This window comes from Amycolatopsis sp. MEPSY49 (assembly GCF_051337345.1).
Taxonomy (GTDB): Bacteria; Actinomycetota; Actinomycetes; order Mycobacteriales; family Pseudonocardiaceae; genus Amycolatopsis.
The window spans coordinates 36803-54896 of sequence record NZ_JBDLYJ010000008.1; the positions used below are offsets into that span (position 1 = coordinate 36803).

The window sequence follows — 18094 nt, forward strand, 5'->3', positions numbered from 1 at the left end:
CCAATGTCGACAAGTTCCCGCTCAGCGGGGCGTCTTGTCACCTATTCATCGGATGCTTGTCCGGTCAGTCGCGGCTGGGGCCGAATCGCTCCGTGCGGATGCGGTGCGGGTCGTGACCGAGGGCGACCAGGATGTCGGCCACGGTCTCGACGAAGCCCGTCGGCCCGCAGACGAAGCACGACGCGCCGAACTCCGCCGGCCAGCTCGCCGTGTTGAGCGTGGCCACGTCGATGCGCCGCGGGATGCCGGGACGGCCCTCCGGCAGCTCGCGCGTGTAGACGTAGGTGATGTCCAGCCCGGCCACCGGCGTGCGCAGCTCGTCGGCGTAGTACTGCTCGGCCGGCGTGCGCAGCGAGTAGATCAGTTTGAACGGCGTGCGGACGCCGGCCGCGCGGCGGGCGCGGATCATCGCCATCAGCGGCACGATGCCCGAGCCGCCCGCGACGAGCAGGACCGGCTCGGGGTCCGTCGGACGCCAGACGAACCAGCCGCCGACGGGGCCGCGAATCTCGACCGGGTCGCCGACGGCGTACGGGCCGGTCAGGTGCTCGGACACCTCGCCGTCGGCGACGCGCTGAACCGTCAGTTCGACCCGGTCGCCGTCGGCGGGCGCGGCGAGCGAGTAGCTGCGCTGCGCGCGGTAGCCGTCGGCGGCGGTCAGCCGGACGTCGACGTGCTGCCCCGCCAGGTGGCCCGGCCAGCCGGGCAGGTCGAAGACGAGTGTGCGGGCCGTCGGGGTCTCGTCGCGGATTTCGGCCAGGCGGGCGACCCGCCAGGCTAGTCGCCCTGATACCGCTGTTCGCGCCATGGATCCCCGTAGTCGTGATAGCCGATGTTCTCCCAAAACCCGGGCTCGTCCCGGGTCTTCAGCTCCAGGCCGCGCACCCACTTCGCGGACTTCCAGAAGTACAGGTGCGGCACGAGCAGCCGCGCCGGGCCGCCGTGCTCGGGGGTCAGCGGCTTGCCGCCGTACTCGTAGGCGATCCAGGCCTGGCCGTCGAGCAGGTCGGCGAGTGGCAGGTTCGTGGTGTAGCCGCCGTAGGAGTGCACCATGACGTAGTCGGCGGCCGTGTCGAGCCCGCCCACCAGCGTGTCCACCGAGACGCCGCGCCAGTGGGTGTCCAATTTGGACCACTGCGTGACGCAGTGGATGTCCACTGTGGGCTTCTCGCTGGGCAGGGCCATCAGTTCGGCCCAGCTCCAGGCGTGCTTCTCGCCGGTCTCGGTGGTGACCGTGAACTCCCACGTCTCGGTGCGCACGCGCGGAGTCGGTCCCGCCGACAGCACGGGGAAGTCCTCGGCGAGGTACTGCCCGGGTGGCAGGCGCGGGTTGCCGCTGCGGGCCCGGCCGTGGAACCCCGGTGTCACGACGCCCATGCGGCACTCCTTCCCGGTCGGCCCGAGCCTACGCCCGGACGCGCAGCCCGAGCGACGTGACGAGCACCGCAGCCTGTTCGGGTGACACGATCGCCCCCGCCAGGTCGGCGTTCACCGGGTCGAGCGCCGACAGGTCGCTGCCCCGCAGCTCCGCGCGCGGCAGCTTGACGGCGTGCAGCGTCGCGCCCGAGAGGTCGACGTCGGCGAACACGGCGTCGCCGCAGTTCGCCCCGGTGAGGTCGGCTTCGCGCATCCGCACCCCGTGGAAGGCGACCGACCGCAGGTCGGCACCCGCCAGCCCGGCGAACGACCAGTCGCCGCCGGTGACCCGCAGCGGCCGCAACTCGCACTCGCTGAACGTCGCGCCGACGAGCTTGCACCCGGTGAACTCGGCGTCGAAGAAGTTGCACCGCTTGAAGGAGCAGCCGGTGAACGCCGAGTCCGTGTGGCGGGACGCGTTGAACCGCACGTTCCCGAACACGCAGTCGGTGAAGACCGTGTTCCGCGTCTGCGCCTCCGAGAGGTCGACCTCGAGGAACTCGCAGCGCACGTAGTGCCGTCCGGTGATCTCCTCTCCGTACCAGTCGTCGCGGACGAACCGCTGTTCTTCGACGGGTGGATCTTGCGTGGCATCGGGCACCCCGTCAGGCTAGCGGGAGTTTCCGGCTCCGAAAGGTCCGCGCATGCTCGATGCCCAAGCCGTCCGGGAAGCCGTGCCGATGACGGCCGCCGTCGACGCGGTCCGGGAGGCCTTCCTCGACCTCACCGCCGGCCGATTCGTGGTACCGCAACGGCTGTCCTTCGGCGGCGGCACGACGCTGGTGATGAGCGCGTGCCATACGCCGACGTCGACGACGGTGGTGAAGACGCTCAGCCTGGTCGCCGGCCGGACCCCGATGATCCTCGGGACGCTCGTGTGGAATACGGCCGCGGGCCAGGTGGTCGCCGACGCGATCGAGGTGACCACCTTGCGCACGGGCGCAGCATCCGGCGTCGCGACGGACCTGCTCGCCCCGGCGTCCGCCGACCGGCTGGCGCTCCTCGGCACCGGCGCGCAGGCCGCCGACCAGGTGCGCGCGGTGGCCGCGGTCCGTCCGCTGAGCCGGCTGGCGGTGTTCGGCCGCTCGCCGTCGCGCGCGCACGCCTTCGCGGAACGGATGGGTGCCGAGTTCCCGGGCATCGTGACGCGGGTGGCCACGTCTGCCGCGGACGCCGTCTCCGACGCGGAAATCGTGTGCTGTGCTACGTCATCTTCGACTCCTCTGTTCGATGTGGACGACTTGCCGGAGCGGGTTCACGTCAACGCGATCGGGTCGTACCTGCCTTCCATGCGGGAGCTTCCGGCCGGATTGCTCGGGGGTGCCGCGTGCGTGGTGGTGGATCAGGTCGAGGCGGTGCTCGAGGAGGCCGGTGAGGTGATCCACGCGGTGGACGCCGGGTTGGTGGCGCGGTCTTCGTTGGTCGAACTCGGGGATGCGTTGCGGACACCGCCGGCGGTGAGCGGGCGAACGGTGTTCAAGTCGGTGGGCCTCGCGGTGCAGGATTGGGCCATCGCGAGGTTGCTGGGTGACGCGGGGACGCGCTAACGGCTCACGGAGCGTCCGAATGGAGCGGCGGAGAGCAACGAGGAGCGGCCGAACGGCGCAATCTTGCGGATTGAGCGTTTGATCGGTCACCCGATCCGGGAATTTTCCGGACATGTCTCCTTGGCGAACCACCACCAGACGGAACACGGCCGTGCGGGTCATCACGGCGATCGGCGCGATCTTCGCGGGGATCGAAGTTCTCTACATGATCATGGTGCTCGCCGGCGCCAATGCCGGCAACGCCTTCTTCATCTTCATCAAGTCGTTGGCTGTCCCTCTCGCGTTGTTCTGGCCGGGGCTGTTCAACGTGGACAACGGCAGCCTGCAAGTCATCCTCGACTTCGGCTTGGCCGCGGTGTTCTGGCTGGTCATCACCGGCCTCATCGCCCGCTTCGCGGGCCGGTGACCGGCGGGCGACGTCGCCCTCCACGCTGCCACCTGCCGTCACTGCCCCCTCCGGTGGCGGCAGGTGGCTCACGATCCGCCGCCTGCTGCGGCACAACGGCCGCCGCGGGAAAACACCCGCTGCCGGGCTGGAGCCGTGGAGCAGCAGCCGCCACCGCCGGGCGTTACCCGCTGACCAGGCCACTGCCACGGAACACCAGCCGCCTCCTCGGACCAACGGCCGCCGGGCGATAAACGCCCGCCACGTCGATAACCGCCGCCGCGTGAGAAACCTCCTTTTGCGTTACCTGGCGTCGGCGCGCTGCCTCTCCCTGCGCGACACTGGACGGATGAGTGACGGCAGGTGGTTCGACGGCTGGTCGCCCTGGCCCGAGCTGGCCGGGCTGGCCGCGGCCGGACGTTCCCTGCTGCCGAACGTCCCCGTCACGCCGGCCGCGCTGGCGCGGACCGTCACGGAGCAGCTCGTCGGGCGGCGGCTGACCGCCAAGGTCGGGGACCGGGAAGTCGGCCTGACCCTCGCCGAACTCGACTACCCGGCCGACAGTCTCCGGCTGGCCACCGGACGCGTCGGCGACGTGCGCCTCGTCGCCGAAGACGTCGACTGGCCCGAACCCGAAGGGGGCAGCATTCCGCTGCGCCGGGTCACCGTGCTCGCCGAGGACGTCCGCCTCCGCTCACTCCCGGCTCCCGCCGCCAAACCGGCCCGCGTCGACCTGCGGATCGCCGTCTCCGCGGATGTGCTCCGCGAAAGGGTGGCGCAGGTCCGGCCCGGGATCGTGGCCGCGCCGGCCGACAGCGGGCTGCTCCAGATCCACTGGGCCAAGAAGCCCCACTGGGGCCACTTGACCCTCGAGGCCCAGGTGGCCGACGACGCCGTCGTGCTCGTCCCCCGGACACTCCACATAGGACAACGACAACTTCGCCCACCGAAGCGCTTTCACCCCATCGTGCTTCCCCTGCCGGAACTCCCGTCGGGGATAAAGCTGACGAAGGTGGAACCCCGGCACGACGAACTCGTGCTGCACACCGTCGCGGAAGAGTGGCCGGAACGGCTTTCCCGCATTCCTCTCGCCGATCTGTTGAGCTGGTTGACCACCGCAGCGGTGACCCTGACCTTGCCGAAACTCGGTTCGCGTCCATGACCTCGAAGCTACTCGAACGCGCGTTCGAACGTCATCACTCACAAGGGTAGGGCCGGAAACTCACACGTCCCGGTCTCGCAGATACCGCGTGTGATCGGCCTGCCGGTCGACTTCGGAGGCGTAGAACCGCTCGGCCACCCGATGGGCCTCCGCTTCGAGCAAACCCAGCTGGGTCACCAGTTCCTCACCCGCGCCGGCCCGCCGGGAAGCGAACCACCACGGCAGATTCAGGTAGGTCTCCAGCGACAGCGGCAAATCCGTCCGCACCAGACGAACAAGGAAGTGCCGCAGATCAGGATCGGCGGCCAGGCGCGCCGGGTCCGACAGCAAGTCGCGCAAGATCGCAGCGATCCGACCGACGGTGTCCACAGTAGACTCAGGCATTCGCGACGCCTGCGAAGAGACCCGTGAAACCAAGGTCTCCAAGGACGAAAGCAGCGAAGCCGAGAGGTCCGGCACCAACCGCACCTTCTCGGCAGGCGCCAGCAAAGCACCCGCCAAGTACAACGCCACGACGACGAACGGCCAGAACCACCCGACCACCCCGGTCAGGTACAGCACAACGCCGATCAGGCCGCCGACACAGCCGAGGAGGTTCTTGCCCGACCCCAGATAACGCAGCATCATTGGTACCCGCGGATCTCCTGGAAGACGTCGGACAGCTGGACTTTCCGGGCGTCGAACACCTTCCCGCCGGTCAGCGTGGCCACCTGGGTCAGCTCGTCGCCGCTCCCCTCCCCGAACAGCACGGTGAACACGGGCACCTGCTTCATCGCGGGCGGCAGCGAGCCGAACGACGCCTGGAAGTCCGCCAGGGACGAGCCGTTCGCGTTCTCGCCGTCGGTCATCAGGACGACGGACGTGAACCGGTCCGGGTCGCGCGCCGCCAAGGGTTCGAGCACCCGATAGGCGTCGGAGAGGCTGTCGTAGATAGCCGTCCCGCCGTTGGCCGACAGCCCCTCGGCGAACGCCTTGATGCGCGCCAGCTCACCCGAAGGATCCTGCTCCGGCACGGTGAACGTCGATGGCCGCGAAGGCACCGTGTTGAACGGCAGCATCGTCACCTCCTCCCGGCTCCGGAACCGCCGGAACCGGCCCGTCAGCGAGTTGTCCGCCCCCGTCAGCCCCACCAGCGCCGTCCGCAGCGAGTCGATCCGGTCGCCCTTCATCGACCCGGACGTGTCCAGCACGTACAGCGTCCGCGACGGCCGCCGGATCTTGTCGAAGTACGCCTGGAGCAGCGCGTCCACGGCCTGCTGCGTCGCCGGGAACGGCAGCTCGACGAGGTCGCGCGCGGTGAACCGCGACCCCAGCGCGACACCTGGAACGACCGGCCGCCGCTGGGTGGTCTCCATGATCCGCTGCTGGACGTCCGGCGTGCGCAGGTAGTCCGAAAGCCGCTGGTGCGCCGACCGCGCGTCGTCGCCGGCGGAAGCCAGCAGGGACAGCGGGTAGTCCGCCGTGACGACGCCGTCGCTCGGGTAGACCAGCGTCAGCGGCTCGGGCAGCTTCCCGGACGCGTTCGCCGACAGCAGCACGGATTCATAGTTGATCAGCCCGTCGACCGGGTCCGGGCCGGTCGCGCGCCGGATGTACGCGTCCGACAGCCACCCCGAAGAGCCGGCCGAAAGCGCCTGGGCGCTGAAGAACTGCGTCAGCTGCGGAGTCACCGAAGCGATCTGCTGGGCATCGATCGCGTTGCCCGCGCCCGCCAGCGCCGAAGCGACGCCGACCAGCGCCGAGAACCCGGAGTTCGACGCCGACGGGTCCGTCATCCCGTAGCTGAACGTCTTCTTCCCGGCCTGCGCGGCGATCTCGCCCCAGCTGACCGGCTTGCCTGCCCAGCCGAGCCGCCGCACCACCGACGTGGCCAGCCCCAGCACCACCGGCGAACTCATGATCTTGACTTGGTTGCCGAGCCGCTTCGCCGCTTCGGGAATCCCTGCGAGATAACGGTTCGACGAGAACCACACGGCGTCGTACTTGCCGTCGACGCTGCCGTTCGCCAGCGCTTCGGCGCCTTCCAAAGTCCCGGTGAAGGTGAACTTGACCGTGACGCCGGTAGCGCGAGCGGCTTCGTCGAGCACCGGCTGCATGTCCGCCAGCTCGCTGCCCGCGAGGATCCGCAAGGTCCCCGGCTCGGGGTCCCCCAGCGGCGCGGACGACGAGTCGGAACACCCCGCCAGCAACGCGGCACCCAAAAAGAGCGCCAGCACCTTCCTGATCATGCTTCCCCCTCGTGCGAACGCCGCAGGTGGTCTTCGGCGCGGCGGATCTCGCCGGACAGCGACTCGACGGTCGCGCCCATCGCGGCGACGGCGTCGGCGCGGAACCCGTCGATCGCGTCGATCGAGGCGTAGACCCGGTCGAAGGACGCGCGGATCGTCTCGGTCGCGACGGCCGGGTCGCTGCTCGCTTTGCGGATCTCCGCGGTCTGCAGGTCCAGCAGCTCGGTGTTGGCGCGGATCAGCCCGTCGGTGGTCGCCTGCAGGGCCGCGACCTCGTCGAGGACGTCCCGCTGGCTCGCCAAAGCACCGCTGACCAGCAACGCGACGCGCAGCGCGGAAACCGTCGTCGACACCGCCCGTTCGACGCCGCGGATCAGCTCGTCGTTGTTCTTGCGCACCAGGTCCAGCGCGAGGTAGCCCTGCGCGCTGACGGCCAGCTGCGTCAGCAGGTCCTGGTGCCGCTGCCGGATCGGGTACAGCACGTCTGCGCGCAATGCGTTGGCACGCCCGGGATCCGTCAGGTCGAAGACGCCGGCCTGCGCTTCGATCGCGCCGTCGACGGCCTCGGCGAGGGCGGCCGCTTCGGCGAGCTTCCCCATGACCTTCCACAGCCGCTCGCGCTCGCCCTTGATCGAGGCGTTGTCGCGGCGCAGGACGTCCTGGCGGCCGCGCAGGTCGACGACCAGCGCGTTGACCGGCTCGTTCGCCGCGCGGTAGCGGTCCAGCGCCCGCTTCGCGCCGGCCGCGGCCGGGAACATCCCCAGCAGCTTCCGGCCGGTGAGCGGCAGCTTCGCCGGGTCCAGCTCGGCGACCGTCCGGCGCAGGCTCGCGAGGCTCGTCGTGACGCCGTCCTGCGGCGATGCCGCGCTGCGCAACGAGCGATCGAGCATCGTTCCCGCGACGCCGGCCGCCGCGCGCATGTCGGCCTCGCCGACGGTCAGCAGCTCGTCGAGCAGGTCGGTGAACTCCGGCGAACGGACGTCGAGGGCTTCGAGCCGGGACGCGAACTCCGAAGCGCGAGTGGAGACTTTCGACCGCGTCTCGGAACTGAGCGTGATCAGCCCGGCGGCGCGTTCGGCCGGGATCGCGGTGACCGGCTCGGGCGGCGTGAGCGCGAAGTCCATGTCAGTACTGCTTGCCGACGGCGTCGAGCAGCCGCTCGAGGGTCTCGAACGACGGCGGTTCGACGGCGTCCACCAGGTCGGCGGGCACGTGGGCCGGCGCGGCGACCTCGGCGAACAGCTTCGGGTCGGTCGTGCGGAAGCCGAACGTCGCGGCGAGCTTGCCCAGCTCCGGGTCGGTCGCGAGGAGCTGCCCGACCTTGTCGCCGTCGCCGGTCAACGGCACCAGCGTGTGCTTCGAGTAGACCGTCGGCGCGGTGTAGAGCATCCGCATGTCCGGCCGGATCGAGCCATCGCCGCGCACCACTCGGCCGACGAACTGCGACTCGTAGATCAGGGCCAGCGGCGTCTTCCCCATGCCCGCGGACAGGTAGTCCTCGAACGGTCCTTCGGTGCTGTTCTGGGTGTACCCCTGGTCGAGGAACAGCTTCGCCACCGACGGCAGCACCTTCGCCTCCTGGTCGGGCGCGCTGACGACGGCGTTCCCGTTGGCCACGAAGGAAACGATCGACAGGTACATCGCCGCGGAGTTCGACTCGCGCGGGTCGGTCGTGGTGACCAGGACGTTCTTGCGAGCCGGGTAGGCGGTGTTGCCGGGCAGCTGGTCCCAGCGCGTCCCGGCCTTCGCCAGGTCCAGGTACTTCGCGATGTCGAGGACGTCGTAGTCGCCGGCGCCCTTGCGCACGACCCCGTTGGCCCGCAGCAAGGAAACGATCGGCTCGAAGGACGCGACGGCCATCGGCGACTGGAACGGCGTGTAGACCGTGGTCACCTTGCGGTCGCGCTGGATCTTCCGCGCCGCCGGCGACGACGACGGGAACGCGAAGGCGTACTTCCCGAGGTCGACGGTCGTCGCGAGCTGCCGCGACCCGGCCGTGTCGACCTCGACCTTCAGGCCGTGGCGGGCGAAGGCGCCGACGACGCGCTGGTCGGTGAAGGACGCCTGCTTCTCCGAACCGATCACCCCGCGGACCGTCGTCGTCGAGCCTGTGGCGCTGTCGTCACCGCGGCCCCAGACGATCACCCCCACGACGGCCAGCAGCAGCACCACGGCCAGTCCGATCGACACCCGGCGTTTCACGAGCCACTCCCCTCGACGGGCCTTCGCTCATTGGACGCGGGAGCGGGCCCGTTCGAAGTGAACGGCGGGTGAAGGAACGGTCTCAGGTCACCGGGAACCAGGTCCCGGACGCCCATTCCGTCTCGCCCCAGGCCTTTCGCTCGTCGGACCGTGGGTCGAGCACCAGATCGGTGTCTTCCCGGAAAACCAGCACCGGCCGGAGTTCGGGGCCGTAGGGCGGCCACTCGGGACCGTCTGCATCCGCGACGCCGTCGCGGATGAAGCGCACCCAGGCGCGGTGGATGAGCAACGCCGCGCGCTCGCGCTTCGGGTTGACGGCGGAACCCTGCGAGGCGAGCGGCAGCGGCGTCTTCCACGCCATCGTCGTCTCGGTGCCGTGGCCACCGTCGAGCTGTTCGGGCACGCCGGGCGCGGCGATGTCGATGCGGTAGCGGTAGACGGGCGCGTGCGCGGACTGCGCGTCGGCGAGCCGCTGCGTCGGGATGCCGTAGCGCTCGTCGCCCATCGCGGCGATCTTCGCCGACTTCAGATCGGGGACGCGGCGAAGGTACGTCTCGAGAAGGTGCGAAGTGCCTTCGCCGCCGAGGATGCTCTCGAGCACACCGGAAGCCGGCGCCGTCGCGACGTCGTCGCCCAGCATCAGCGCGTACGTGCTGCCCTCGTTGCTGTTGCAGCCGACCAGCAACGGGATCCCGGCCGCGCTCCCCCGCCGGATCGGCTCGATCGGCACCTCCGGCAGCACGCGCGGGTGCAGCGTCGGCCGCCAGAGCCACAGCGCCTGCAGTCCGCTCAGGATCCGTTCCTGCGCCTCGACGAACTCCTTGGCGGGCAACGCCCTGAGCGCGGCCACGTCGTGGCAGCCGACTTCGTCCAGGAGCCGCCGGGCCAGCGCGGTCCCGGCCTCCGGCGTCGCCACGTGGTCCGCGCCGCCGCTGCTGCTGATCGCCTGCGCGAACAGCCCCCGGCCCAGTGGGCTGCCCATCAGGTTCCCGACGCTCTTCGCGCCCGCCGAGACGCCGTAGACGGTGATCCGCTCCGGGTCCCCACCGAACGCGGAGATGTTGCGGCGCACCCACTTCAGGGCCTCGACCTGGTCGAGGAACCCGCACACGCCGGCGTCCGCTTCGGACTCGCCGAAGATGCCGGCGAGGTGCAGGAAGCCGAGCGAGCCGAGCCGGTAGTTGATCGTGACGACGACGATCCCGGCGCGCGCGAACGCCTCGCCGTCGCCGAGCTGCTCGCCGTGCCCGACGCGGTAGCCGCCGCCGTGCAGCCAGAACAGCACCGGCCAGCCGCCGTCGGGCGCGGGGCCGTCCGGGGTGCACACGTTGAGGTACAGGCAGTCCTCGTCGCACACGGCGGCCGGGTTCATCGGGTCCGGCGACTGCATCGCGTGCGGCCCGTACTCCGTCGCGACATGCACGCCGCCCGAGAGCGACGGCGGCCGCGGCGCCTTCCACCGCAGCTCGCCGACCGGCGGCCGGGCGTACGGGACTCCGCGCCAGGCGCGGACGCCGTCGCCCGCCAGCCCCACCAGCGCCCCGAGCTCGGTCGTGACCGTCGGGACGGAGCTCATCAGAGCGAGGCCTGCTCGACCGTCGGCAGGCAGACCTCGAACCGGGTGTTCCCGGGCTCGGACTCGACGCGCAGGTCGCCCTGGTGGCGTTCGACGACGATCTTCCACGAGATGTCCAGGCCGAGCCCGGTGCCCTCGCCGACCGGCTTGGTCGTGAAGAACGGCTCGAAGATCCGCGGCTTGATGTCCGCCGGGATGCCCGGGCCGGTGTCGCCGATCTCGACGCGGATCTGGTCGTCGACGCGCCACGTCCGCAGCGTCAGCGTGCCGTCGCCCTTCATCGCGCCGAGGGCGTTGTCGATGATGTTCGTCCAGACCTGGTTCAGCTCGGCCGGGTACGCCGGGATCTTCGGCAGGCTCCGGTCGTACTCCTTGACGACGCGGATCCCGGTGCCGATCTTGCCGGACAGCATCACGAGCGTGGAGTCGAGGCCGTCGTGGACGTCGACCCACTGGTGCGGCGCCCGGTCCATCTGCGAGTACTGCTTGGCCTTGCCGACCAGCGCCGAGATGCGCGTGGTGGAGTCCTCGATCTCGCCCATCAGCATCTCGGTCTCGAGCGCGTAGGCGAGCCAGCGGACGGCACCGTCGATGAACGTGTCGCCGACCTGCTCGAGGACGTTGTCCAGGTCGGCGGTGGTCAGCCCGGCGCGGACGTAGATGTCCGCGAGGTCCCAGCCCTGGTCGATCCCGCGGTCCTCGAACCAGTCGGTGATCTCGTCCTCGCGGTCGGCCTGCTGCATCGCGGACAGCTTCTCGGCCTGCGCGACCTGCTTGACCAGGCGTTCCTGGACGTCGATGAGCTGGTAGAGCAGCTCCGGCTCGATGTCCTTCTTGGCCAGGAAGGCGAGCTTGTGGCGCATGCCGGCGACGCGTTCGCGCAGGGCGGACGTCGCCCGGACGGCCGCCGCGGCCGGGTTGTTCAGCTCGTGCGTCAGACCGGCCGAGAGCTCACCGAGGGCGAGCAGCCGGCGCCGCGACCCGATCACGGTGTCGCTGTTGCGCCACCCCAGGTACATGCCTTCCAGCAGGTGCGTCGCCATCGGGAACCACCTGCGGAACTCGACGGAGAACTCCTTCGACGGCAGCGCGAGCAGCGTGACGCCGGAGAGCGCGCGCACGGTCGCGCCGTAGCGGTGGTCGTCGTCCTGGTGCACGAAGAACTGCGTCGCGCCGAAGTAGGCGCCGCGCTGGTCGGACCGGTTGGTCTCCACCTCGGTGCCGCTGACCAGGCGCGTCATTCGGATGGCGCCGCCGAGCAGGACGTAGAAGCAGGTCGCCTCGCCGCCTTCGCTGATGATCGTCGAGTCGCCCTCGTACTCCTCGAGCACGGCGTTGTCGGCGACCCAGTCCAGCTGGTCCTCGGAAAGGTGTTCGAAAAGGAAGAGCCCGCGAAGCTCTTCCCGCGGCAGTGCGCTCATTGTTCCTCCAGGTACCGGTGTACCAGCGTCACGGCCATCGCGCCCTCGCCGACCGCGGACGCCACCCGCTTGACCGACTGGGACCGCACGTCACCGGCCACGAACACCCCGGGGATGGACGACTCGAGGTAGTACGGATCACGGTCGAGCGGCCAGCCGGCCGGCCGCTGCGCGTTCGCCGTCAGGTCCGGTCCCGTGCACACGAAGCCGTGCTCGTCGCGGTGGATGCCCTCGCCGAGCCAGTCGGTGCGCGGGGCGGCGCCGATGAAGATGAACAGGTGACCGGACTCGACGGTCTCGGTGACGCCGTTCTCGCAAAGCGTGAGCCGCTCGAGGTGCTCGTCGCCGTGGGCCTGCTTGACCGTGGTGTGCGTCCGGACGTGGATGTTCTCGATGCCGGCGATCTGCTCGATCAGGTAGTGCGACATCGACGCCTCCAGCGACGCGCCGCGCACGAGGATCGTGACGTCGCTGGCGTGCCGGGAGAAGAACACCGCCGCCTGGCCGGCGGAGTTGGCGCCGCCGACGATGTAGACGTGCTCGCCCTTGCACTCGGGCGCCTCGGTCGCGGCCGAGCCGTAGTAGACGCCGCGGCCGGTGAGCTCCTCGATGCCCTCGGCCTCCAGCGCGCGGTAGGTGACGCCGCTGGCGAGGATCACCGAGTGGGCGGCGATCTCGCTGCCGTCACCGAACGTGACGACCCGCGACGAGCCGCGGGCTTCGAGGCCGACGACGTCGCGCGCGGTCAGCACCTCGGCGCCGAACTTCTGCGCCTGGCGCCGCGCCCGGTCGGTCAGCTGCGCGCCGGAGACGCCGTCGGGGAAGCCGAGGTAGTTCTCGATGCGGGAGCTGGTGCCCGCCTGGCCGCCGGTGGCCTTCTTCTCGACGAGGACCGTGCGCAGGCCCTCGGACGCGCCGTACACGGCCGCGCCGAGGCCGGCCGGGCCGCCGCCGATCACGACGAGGTCGTAGAACTCCTGCGCCGGGCGGGTCGACAAACCGACCGCGTCGGCGATCTCGCTGCCGGTCGGGTGCTTGAGCACGGTGCCGTCGGGGGTGACGACCACCGGGATGTCCGCCTCGGTGGCGTCGGCGGCCTTGAGCAGGCGCTTGCCTTCGTCCTCCTCGACGGAGTACCAGCGGTAGGGCACGGCGTTGCGCGCGAGGAAGTCGCGCATGTGGAACGACGGCGACGAGTACCGGTGGCCGAGGAGCTTGACCTCTTCGACCGGCTTGTCGCCGACCGCCTTCCAGGTCTCGACCAGCGCGTCGATCACCGGGTAGAGCTTCTCCTCCGGCGGGTCCCACGGCTTGAGCAGGTAGTGGTCGACGTCGACGACGTTGATCGCCTGGATCGCGGCGTCGGTGTCGGCGTAGGCGGTCAGCAGGGCGCGGCGGGCGTGCGGGAACAGGTCCATCGCCTTCTCGAGGAAGGCGATGCCGTCCATCTGCGGCATCCGGTAGTCGGCGAGGATGGCCGCGACGGCGTCGCCGCGCAGCTTGATCTCCCGCAGCGCGTCGAGGGCGTCCGGGCCGGAGTCGGCGCGGATGACGCGGTAGTCCTTCCCGTAGCGGCGCCGCAGGTCGCGGGCGACCGAGCGGGACACGGCGGGATCGTCGTCGACGGTCATCAGGATCGGCTGGCTCACGAGATGTAGCCTACGGCGCCCGGTGGTCCGCTGGGGAGGACCGCCGTTTCGGCACCTGGACCCGCTCCAGGTCCTCCGCCACGACGATCTCGCCGTCGAACTCCGCCTTCGCCTCCTCCAGGAAGCGAGCCGGGTCGGGGTAGCGCTGCGAGAAGTGCGTCAGAACCAGCTGCCGCACCCCGCATTCGGCGGCGACGCGAGCGGCCTGCTGGGCGGTCAGGTGCCCGAAGTCCTTCGCCAGGGAGGTGTCCTCGGCGAGGAACGTCGCCTCGATGACGAGCATGTCGGCGTTTTCGCTGAGCGCGTACACCGCGTCGCAGAGGCGGGTGTCCATGACGAACGCGAAGCGCTGGCCGGGCCGGGGTGTGCTGACGTCTTCCAGTTTTGTGGTCCCGAGTTGTCCTTCACGCTGGAGGCGGCCGACGTCCGGGCCGCCGATGCCGTGTTCCTTCAGCTTCTCGGGGAGCATCGTGCGGCCGTCCGGCTCGGTCAGGCGGTAGCCGAACGCCTCGACCGGGTGGCTCAGGCGCCTCGCCTCGAGGGTGAACTCCCCAGTGGCGATCGGGCCGTCCTCGGCGATCGGGTGTTCTCGCAGGTCGGCTTGCTCGTAGAACGACGTCGCGTGCCGCAGCCGTTCGAAGTAGTGCGCGCCGGACGCCGGGAAGTGGGCGTGGACCGGGTGCGGGACCTTGTCGAGTGAGAGGCGCTGGATCACGCCGGGCAGGCCGAGGCTGTGGTCGCCGTGGAAGTGCGTGACGCAGAGGCGCGTGATGTCGGTGGCGGCCACGCCCGCCCGCAGCATCTGGCGCTGGGTGCCCTCGCCGGGGTCGAAGAGGATGCCCTCGCCGTCCCAGCGCAGGAGGTAGCCGTTCTGGTTGCGGTGGCGCGTGGGCACCTGGCTCGCGGTGCCCAGCACCACCAGTTCGCGGGTCGACACCCCCGCACGCTACTCAGGCGGCGGGGGTGGTGTCCCCCAGTTTGCGCAACCGGAAGGCCAGCACCAGCAGCATGATCCCGTAGAGCAGCGCGTAGATCCCGGCGAGGAGCGCGATGCCGAACGCGCCGGCGATCGGGTTGATCACGATGAGGACACCGGCGATCACGGAGAGCGCGCCGGCCGCGATGAGGAACGCCTCGCCCCGGATCTGCCTGCGCAGCCGGATCGCGGCGGCGATCTCCGCGACGCCGGTGACGATCGCCCAGAGGCCGACCAGCAGGGCCAGCAGCAGGACCGTGATGCCGGGCCAGACCAGGACGAGGATCCCGGCGATGATGCCGAGCGCGCCGAGGATCCCGTAGGCGGCGCGGTGGGCGGCGTCGCCCGGGCGGAAGGCCTGCATGAGGCCGCCGATGCCGTCGACGATCGCATACACGCCGTACAGGACCGCCAGCACGAGCACCGTGGCGCCCGGCCAGATCAGCGCGAAGAGCCCGAACAGCACGGCGAACACACCGCGGACGGCGGCGATCGGCCACGCCTTGCGGGGCTCGACGACGGAGAACGCTGCGAAGGAGGTCATGAGCCGCTCCTCGGGTGTCGGGGCACCCAGTATCGCGGCAGCGCGCCTGGTTGGCGCGATTGACCACCCGTTCGGGCCACGCGTCCACTGTGTCCGGACACTGTGGACTTGGAGGACCGGCGTGCGCCGCGGCCGCCACCACGGCGCACGCCGGTTGATCAGGGGTAACTCACCAGGTTCGACGGCCGGGTGCCGTCCGGGGTGATGTCACCGGTGTTGTTGATGACGTGGTTGATCCGGCCCTGGGTGCCCAGCGACACGGTCACCATGTCGTGGAACCGGACGTTCGGGTTGTTCGGCGCCTCGAACGCGTGTGCGCTGACCACGGAGGGGTTGGTGCTGAAGAAGCAGTAGCTGCCCAGCCCCCACGCTTCGTGGCTGGTGACGTTCGGCCCCACCTTGTACGCGGAGTAGCCCAGCGTCGACCCGTTCATCCAGCCGGCCTGGTTCGGCACGTCGTACGGCATTTCGTTCTGGAAGAAGTACGTGCGGCCGCCGTTGCCGTTCCAGACGACCTGCGTCTTCTGGTAGTGCTCGACGAACAGGCCGTACATCGTCACGTTGTTGCCGTTGACCGTGAGCCCGGTGTCGGCGGTGTTGGTGTTCCAGCCGACGTAGGCGTTGTTGTCGGCGTGATCGGCGCGCCAGATCCACATGTGGTCGCCGATGACGTTGTTGCTGTTGACGACCAGGCTGTTCGTCGCCTTCCCGACGTTGGCGCCGCCGATGCGGAAGAAGACGTCGTGCAGCGACGTCGGGTTCGCCGCGTGGTCCGCGGTCGAGCCGGCCGCGCCGACCTGCATGAGGGTGTTCGAGTTGGTCGTGCCGGCGTCGATCAGCAGGCCGGCGACCTTGACGCCGTCGACGTCGTCGACGTTCATCGCGGTGACGCCGCCGTCCGGCACCAGCGTGGCGATGCCGAGCCCGAGCACGACGGTGTCCGGGCGGGTGACGTGCAGCGCCTGGTTGAGATGGTAGACACCCGGCGTGACCAGCAGGTTCTTGCCCGCGGCGAGCGCGGCGTTCAGGTCCGCGGCGGTGGCGCCGGGCTTGGCGATGTAGAACTGGTCGATCGGGAGCGAGGTACCGGGCGCGGCGCCGTTGGCCCAGCTCGTGCCGGCCGCGTTGGTCTTCACGCCCGGGACGAACACCTGGTAGTTGCCGGAGCCGTCGATGTAGAGGAACGGCTTTTCGCGCACGACCGGCGTCTGGCCGACGGTGGTGTACGGCGGCGACGGGAAGGTGTTCGCCGGGGCGCCCTGGACACCCGCGAAGACCATGTTCCAGTTCGAGCCGTTCCAGCTGCCGAACTGCGAGTTGCGGGAGATCCACTGCTGCTGCGAGCCGGAGCGGACCTGGCCGTCGATCTTGGTGTCGGAGATCCAGCCGCCGCTGGCCCAGCCGCCGTCGTCGAGCTGCAGGTCGCCGCGGACGTGCATGCGGCGGTACGGCGCGGCTTGGCTGACCGCCCACCGGTCTGCTCCCCCGTTCGGCGTCACGGACAGGTTCTCGGCGCCCCGCCAGAAGTTCTGGGTGGCGTTCTGCGGCGGGAACCAGTCGGCCTCGACGTGCACGGCGCCGTTGATGGTGACGGCGTCCGGGCTCAGGCCGAGCCCCAGGACCTGGGTGTAGAAGCCGACGTTGACGTCGTTGGAGTAGGTGCCCGCCTTGAACATCACGGCGTAGCGCTGGCTGCCGAACTGGTTGCGTTCCTGCTGGCCGAAGATGCTGTTGAGCCGGTTCTGGATGGTCGAGCTCGGCATGGAGGGGTCGAAGACGACGACGTTCGGGCCGAAGTCGGGCTGGCCGGGCTGGGTCGTGTTCACGGGGTTCAGGGTGAAGGATTGGGCGCCGGTGCCGTTGCAGGCGTACTGCTGGAGCTGCACGGAGTCGGCGGCGGAGGCGCCGGGCACGTCGAGGCACTTCCCGCTGTTGCGGCTGACGAAGTGGTAGCGGCCATTGCCTTCGTCGACAGCCTGCCACTGCTGGTTGGCCCCACCTCCGTAGGTCCAGAGCTGGACGAGCCCGCCATCGGCGGTCGAGACGTTGGTGACATCCCAGGCAGCGGCCGGGTTGGCGCGCGCGTTGACCCGGAAGTAGCCGTCGCCGGTGGACTGGAACTGCCACTGCTGCGAGCCGGTCTGGTTGCAGGAGTACTGCTGCACGACGGTGCCGTTGGCGGTCCCGGCGGCCCGCGCGTCGACGCACTTGCCGCTGTTGGCGGCGGTCACGGTGTACCAGCCGTCCGGGGTGACGGCGGCTTGGGCGGTTATCGCGGTCGTAGTGCCCGCGACCAGGGCCAATGCTGCGGCGAGCAGCACCAACGTCCTCTTCATGCGAAACCTCCTCTGCCGCGTGAGCGGCGTTCGTAGAGCAGGAAACGGCAGAGGCGTGCCCGGTCTGGGTAGACGCGGCGTAACGGGCGGGGACCTCGGCGTCACAACCGCGCAAAATGTAACGGCGGCCACACCGGGAGTCAATACACGACTAAAAATAAGGTGTAAAGAGGCAGGTCAGAGGCTTGTGGTTGACGTGGGGACCCCCGCGTTGAGGGGTGCTGGGCGGGGTGTAATGTATGGACACACGAGATGCGGAGTTGAACTTCGCTCCGGGGCTATGGCGCAGCTGGTAGCGCACCTCACTGGCAGTGAGGGGGTCAGGGGTTCGAGTCCCCTTAGCTCCACAGTGACGAAACACCGCTCACCGGGACAGAAGTTCCAGGTTGAGCGGTTTTTTCGTTCTAGCGCATCTTGAGTTTCGCCAAGGAGAAGTTCAGCTACCGGTCGGTAACTGGGGCAGCGACTGGATGGCGGCGAAATGGGGTCACGAAAAGTGCCCCAGCAGGGTCCCCCGGACAGTTGGACGCCAAAGGCTCTTTGCGCGCACCTTCGTGCCGCCGGCGGCAGGCACAGCCTCCTCGCCGGGTCTCCTGCCGAAGCGGTTCACCGCGGATCATCGCAGTGCCGTCTCCTCCCCTGCGGCTGAACG

At 69.9% G+C, this 18094-nt stretch carries 16 protein-coding genes and 1 tRNA gene; 4 read left to right on the forward strand and 13 right to left on the reverse strand.

The window, feature by feature from the left end; all coding sequences use genetic code 11:
* Window positions 1–64: 64 nt before the first annotated feature.
* Genes ABFJ78_RS31465 through ABFJ78_RS31475 form a run of 3 tightly spaced genes read right to left on the reverse strand, consistent with a single transcriptional unit; the run spans window position 65 to window position 2017 of the window.
* Window positions 65–808, reverse strand: coding sequence for a ferredoxin reductase (locus ABFJ78_RS31465; RefSeq protein WP_436390201.1), 744 nt, complete (start codon window positions 806–808; stop codon window positions 65–67).
* Window positions 778–1377 carry a sulfite oxidase-like oxidoreductase gene (locus ABFJ78_RS31470; RefSeq protein WP_436390202.1) on the reverse strand — a complete coding sequence of 200 codons (600 nt, stop codon included), beginning with the start codon at window positions 1375–1377 and terminating at the stop codon, window positions 778–780. Before ABFJ78_RS31470 ends, ABFJ78_RS31465 begins: the two co-directional genes overlap by 31 nt.
* 28 nt (window positions 1378–1405) lie before the next feature.
* Window positions 1406–2017 (reverse strand): pentapeptide repeat-containing protein, encoded by a 612-nt coding sequence (locus ABFJ78_RS31475; RefSeq protein ID WP_436390203.1) that lies wholly within the window; start codon window positions 2015–2017, stop codon window positions 1406–1408.
* Window positions 2018–2060: 43 nt separating this feature from the next.
* Here ABFJ78_RS31475 and ABFJ78_RS31480 point away from each other — a divergent pair, with 43 nt between their 5' ends.
* The 3 genes from ABFJ78_RS31480 (at window position 2061) to ABFJ78_RS31490 (ending at window position 4510) form a co-directional block, all read left to right on the forward strand.
* Window positions 2061–2963, forward strand: coding sequence for an ornithine cyclodeaminase family protein (locus ABFJ78_RS31480; RefSeq protein WP_436390204.1), 903 nt, complete (start codon window positions 2061–2063; stop codon window positions 2961–2963).
* A 151-nt stretch (window positions 2964–3114) separates the two neighbouring features.
* The gene (locus ABFJ78_RS31485) at window positions 3115–3369 is read left to right on the forward strand and encodes a hypothetical protein (protein ID WP_436390205.1); all 255 of its coding nucleotides are present in this window, start codon (window positions 3115–3117) and stop codon (window positions 3367–3369) included.
* A gap of 328 nt (window positions 3370–3697) precedes the next feature.
* Complete coding sequence (locus ABFJ78_RS31490) at window positions 3698–4510, forward strand: hypothetical protein (RefSeq protein ID WP_436390206.1); 813 nt, start codon at window positions 3698–3700, stop codon at window positions 4508–4510.
* 60 nt (window positions 4511–4570) lie between these two features.
* Here the strand turns inward: ABFJ78_RS31490 and ABFJ78_RS31495 are convergent, their stop codons facing one another.
* From ABFJ78_RS31495 to ABFJ78_RS31540, 10 genes are all read right to left on the reverse strand, one after another.
* The gene (locus tag ABFJ78_RS31495) at window positions 4571–5137 is read right to left on the reverse strand and encodes a hypothetical protein (RefSeq protein WP_436390207.1); all 567 of its coding nucleotides are present in this window, start codon (window positions 5135–5137) and stop codon (window positions 4571–4573) included.
* Window positions 5134–6738, reverse strand: a complete 1605-nt coding sequence (locus ABFJ78_RS31500; protein ID WP_436390208.1) for a substrate-binding domain-containing protein — start codon at window positions 6736–6738, stop codon at window positions 5134–5136. Before ABFJ78_RS31500 ends, ABFJ78_RS31495 begins: the two co-directional genes overlap by 4 nt.
* On the reverse strand, window positions 6735–7862 hold the full coding sequence (locus ABFJ78_RS31505; protein ID WP_436390209.1) for a toxic anion resistance protein: 1128 nt from the start codon (window positions 7860–7862) through the stop codon (window positions 6735–6737). Before ABFJ78_RS31505 ends, ABFJ78_RS31500 begins: the two co-directional genes overlap by 4 nt.
* Window position 7863: 1 nt before the next feature.
* Window positions 7864–8940 (reverse strand): hypothetical protein, encoded by a 1077-nt coding sequence (locus ABFJ78_RS31510; protein WP_436390210.1) that lies wholly within the window; start codon window positions 8938–8940, stop codon window positions 7864–7866.
* Between the two features lie 82 nt (window positions 8941–9022).
* A complete protein-coding gene (locus ABFJ78_RS31515) occupies window positions 9023–10516 on the reverse strand; it encodes a carboxylesterase/lipase family protein (protein ID WP_436390211.1) in 1494 nt (497 codons plus the stop codon).
* Window positions 10516–11937, reverse strand: a complete 1422-nt coding sequence (locus tag ABFJ78_RS31520; protein ID WP_436390212.1) for an ATP-binding protein — start codon at window positions 11935–11937, stop codon at window positions 10516–10518. The genes ABFJ78_RS31515 and ABFJ78_RS31520 overlap by 1 nt, the downstream gene beginning before the upstream one ends.
* A complete protein-coding gene (locus ABFJ78_RS31525; protein WP_436390213.1) occupies window positions 11934–13586 on the reverse strand; it encodes an FAD-dependent oxidoreductase in 1653 nt (550 codons plus the stop codon). The genes ABFJ78_RS31520 and ABFJ78_RS31525 overlap by 4 nt, the downstream gene beginning before the upstream one ends.
* Before the next feature lie 10 nt (window positions 13587–13596).
* A complete protein-coding gene (locus ABFJ78_RS31530; protein WP_436390214.1) occupies window positions 13597–14523 on the reverse strand; it encodes a ribonuclease Z in 927 nt (308 codons plus the stop codon).
* A 13-nt stretch (window positions 14524–14536) separates the two neighbouring features.
* Entirely contained in the window at window positions 14537–15106 is a 570-nt protein-coding gene (locus ABFJ78_RS31535; RefSeq protein WP_436390215.1) for an HdeD family acid-resistance protein, read from the reverse strand.
* A gap of 158 nt (window positions 15107–15264) precedes the next feature.
* Window positions 15265–17442 (reverse strand): RICIN domain-containing protein, encoded by a 2178-nt coding sequence (locus ABFJ78_RS31540; RefSeq protein ID WP_436390216.1) that lies wholly within the window; start codon window positions 17440–17442, stop codon window positions 15265–15267.
* 274 nt (window positions 17443–17716) lie between these two features.
* Between ABFJ78_RS31540 and ABFJ78_RS31545 the strand changes: the two genes are divergently transcribed.
* Window positions 17717–17789, forward strand: a tRNA-Ala gene (locus ABFJ78_RS31545).
* The last annotated feature ends 305 nt before the right edge of the window (window positions 17790–18094 follow it).

Coding starts and splice junctions, on each gene's coding strand:
- ABFJ78_RS31495 (WP_436390207.1), bottom strand. CDS start 5,137: ATGATGCTGCGTTATCTGGGGTCGGGCAAGAACCTCCTCGGCTGTGTC.
- ABFJ78_RS31490 (WP_436390206.1), top strand. CDS start 3,698: ATGAGTGACGGCAGGTGGTTCGACGGCTGGTCGCCCTGGCCCGAGCTG.
- ABFJ78_RS31540 (WP_436390216.1), bottom strand. CDS start 17,442: ATGAAGAGGACGTTGGTGCTGCTCGCCGCAGCATTGGCCCTGGTCGCG.
- ABFJ78_RS31535 (WP_436390215.1), bottom strand. CDS start 15,106: ATGACCTCCTTCGCAGCGTTCTCCGTCGTCGAGCCCCGCAAGGCGTGG.
- ABFJ78_RS31470 (WP_436390202.1), bottom strand. CDS start 1,377: ATGGGCGTCGTGACACCGGGGTTCCACGGCCGGGCCCGCAGCGGCAAC.
- ABFJ78_RS31465 (WP_436390201.1), bottom strand. CDS start 808: ATGGCGCGAACAGCGGTATCAGGGCGACTAGCCTGGCGGGTCGCCCGC.
- ABFJ78_RS31515 (WP_436390211.1), bottom strand. CDS start 10,516: ATGAGCTCCGTCCCGACGGTCACGACCGAGCTCGGGGCGCTGGTGGGG.
- ABFJ78_RS31505 (WP_436390209.1), bottom strand. CDS start 7,862: ATGGACTTCGCGCTCACGCCGCCCGAGCCGGTCACCGCGATCCCGGCC.
- ABFJ78_RS31500 (WP_436390208.1), bottom strand. CDS start 6,738: ATGATCAGGAAGGTGCTGGCGCTCTTTTTGGGTGCCGCGTTGCTGGCG.
- ABFJ78_RS31480 (WP_436390204.1), top strand. CDS start 2,061: ATGCTCGATGCCCAAGCCGTCCGGGAAGCCGTGCCGATGACGGCCGCC.
- ABFJ78_RS31520 (WP_436390212.1), bottom strand. CDS start 11,937: ATGAGCGCACTGCCGCGGGAAGAGCTTCGCGGGCTCTTCCTTTTCGAA.